The organism is Neisseria sp. P0009.S007, assembly GCF_051962515.1.
The window spans coordinates 1-2,205 of the sequence record NZ_JBQCVF010000217.1; the positions used below are offsets into that span (position 1 = coordinate 1).

Here is a 2,205-nt window from a genome sequence, read left to right on the forward strand (position 1 = left end):
AAGATTATCAACGCCTCATTGTCAAACACAGCGAATCTTTCAGCGACGGCGAAATCTGCCTATTGAATGAGATTTTGGAAAAATTTGAATTTGATGTCGTACAGGAACAAGCATTGGCGCAAGCTGTGATGCAGCAGGTGCGCTTCGATCCAAACGACTACCATATCGACAGCGACGATGAAGACACAACCGGCATCTGTCCGCACTGCATCAATCCGCCCATGCCACCCCTGCGCGATTATTTGGTTTGGCGCGAAACACGCGGCTGAAAATTTTCCTAATCGATTTTGATAAGTTATTAACAATTCGCTATCGAATAAGGCCGTCTGAACAGGTGTCATCGTTACATATGTTCAGACGGCCTTTTGTAAATAAATGTTCACAATTAGGATAAATCAGTATAATCTGCGCCATTTGAATTTTCTTCGGAGCTTTTATGAATCAGCTTAAAACGGCGGTAGCCGGTGCGCAGATTTTGTTTGTCGCATTCGGTGCCATGGTGCTTGTGCCGCTTCTGACGGGACTGAACCCGGCTTTGGCATTATTGGGCGCAGGCTTGGGCACTTTGTTGTTCCAATTGGTTACCAAACGTAAAGTGCCGATTTTCCTCGGCTCTTCTTTTGCCTTTATTGCACCGATTATCTACTCCATCGGCGAATGGGGCCTGCCTTCTACCATGTTCGGCCTGTTTGCGGCAGGTTTCATGTACTTTGTCTTTGCCGCGCTAATTAGATGGCGCGGTCTAGATGCGGTACACAAGCTGTTGCCGCCCGTGGTTATCGGTCCGGTGATTATGGTAATCGGTTTGTCCGTGGCCGCTGCAGCCAGCAGCATGGCCATGGGTCAGGCGGATGGAAAACAGGTCATCGACTATATCGACTCGCTGATTCTGTCCGGCTTTACCTTTGCGGTAACCGTCATTGTTTCTGTCTTCGGCAGCAAAATGATGAAGCTGATTCCGATTCTGATCGGCGTGGCTTCAGGCTATGTGTTGGCTTTGATCATGGGCTTGGTCGATACCAGCGCCATCATCAACGCTCCTTGGTTTGCCGTCCCTCATTTTGAAACGCCTCAAGTCAACTGGCAGGCTGCCTTGTTTATGTTGCCCGTTGCCATCGCCCCGGCCATCGAACACATCGGCGGCATTATGGCCATCGGTAATGTAACCGGCAAAAACTACACTAAAGACCCGGGCTTGGACAAAACCCTCGCCGGCGACGGCTTGGGCGTGTGCGTGGCCGGTTTGATCGGCGGCCCGCCTGTGACCACTTACGGTGAAGTGACCGGCGCGGTGATGATTACCAAAAACAGCAACCCCGTTATCATGACTTGGGCGGCAATTTTTGCGATTTTCATGGCATTTTTCGGTAAGTTCAACGCGTTTTTGGCTTCGATTCCTATGCCGGTTATGGGCGGCATTATGTTGCTGCTGTTCGGTACAATCGCCTCTTTGGGCATCAAAACATTGATTGATGCGAAAGTCGATTTGATGCAGCCGAAAAATCTGGTTATCGTCAGTTCCGTATTGACGACAGGTATCGGCGGCATGATTATCAAAGTAGGTACTTTGAGCTTCGCCGGTGTAGGTTTATGCGCCGTATTGGCCATTATCCTGAACTGCGTTTTGCCCAATACAAAATCAGAAGAAGCATAAATAGCTGGCTCATAAACTCAAAGGCCGTCTGAAAATGAGATTTCAGACGGCCTTTTTATTACGCTTTATACAATGAAAAATGCCGGAGACTTAACCATCTCCGGCATTTTTGAATAAGGTGGCGAGCCGAACCCCCGGCACTGGCTCATCAGAGTGGGCTGCTGGCTTCCGCCCCTGACCCGGTGTTCCGAATTACCATGCGGGGAGACCCGCCATAGAAGAAACGCATTATAGCGGTTTTACAGAAAAACTCAAGCGATAAAATCTGTCAGGCCGTCTGAAAATCATTTACATGACAAGATTGTAAACAATATTACCTAGTTGAAAATCATTCCCATTGAAATGTTTATTGTCTTTTCCGTTGAAAAATATCGAAAATTACACTACATTAACACTTTACGCCATCAAGAAGAAATTGCATTTTTCAGACGGCCTTTAATATAAAAACATTACATCCATCAACGGAACACGACCATGACCACGACTACTGCCCCTCAGCGTATTCGAGAAATTCCCTATAACTATACTTCTTATACCGACCGCGAAATCGT

General features: G+C 47.6%; 3 protein-coding genes and 1 other RNA gene. 3 read left to right on the forward strand and 1 reads right to left on the reverse strand.

The features are described from left to right. Together ACTHS3_RS11760 and ACTHS3_RS11765 are read left to right on the forward strand one after the other, a co-directional pair. Window positions 1-269, forward strand: a 269-nt coding sequence (locus tag ACTHS3_RS11760; RefSeq protein ID WP_440368016.1) for a hypothetical protein, incomplete at its 5' end; no start/stop codon positions are given. Between the two features lie 167 nt (window positions 270-436). Continuing rightward, the gene (locus tag ACTHS3_RS11765) at window positions 437-1,654 is read left to right on the forward strand and encodes a uracil-xanthine permease family protein (protein WP_003679234.1); all 1,218 of its coding nucleotides are present in this window, start codon (window positions 437-439) and stop codon (window positions 1,652-1,654) included. 117 nt (window positions 1,655-1,771) lie between these two features. Here ACTHS3_RS11765 and ffs read toward each other — a convergent pair. Next, window positions 1,772-1,868: signal recognition particle sRNA small type (gene ffs, locus ACTHS3_RS11770), an RNA gene on the reverse strand. 260 nt (window positions 1,869-2,128) lie between these two features. On the opposite strand from ffs, the gene ACTHS3_RS11775 reads away from it, so the two are divergent. After that, a partial coding sequence (locus tag ACTHS3_RS11775) for a DUF3683 domain-containing protein (RefSeq protein WP_440368017.1) occupies window positions 2,129-2,205 on the forward strand: 77 nt, incomplete at its 3' end.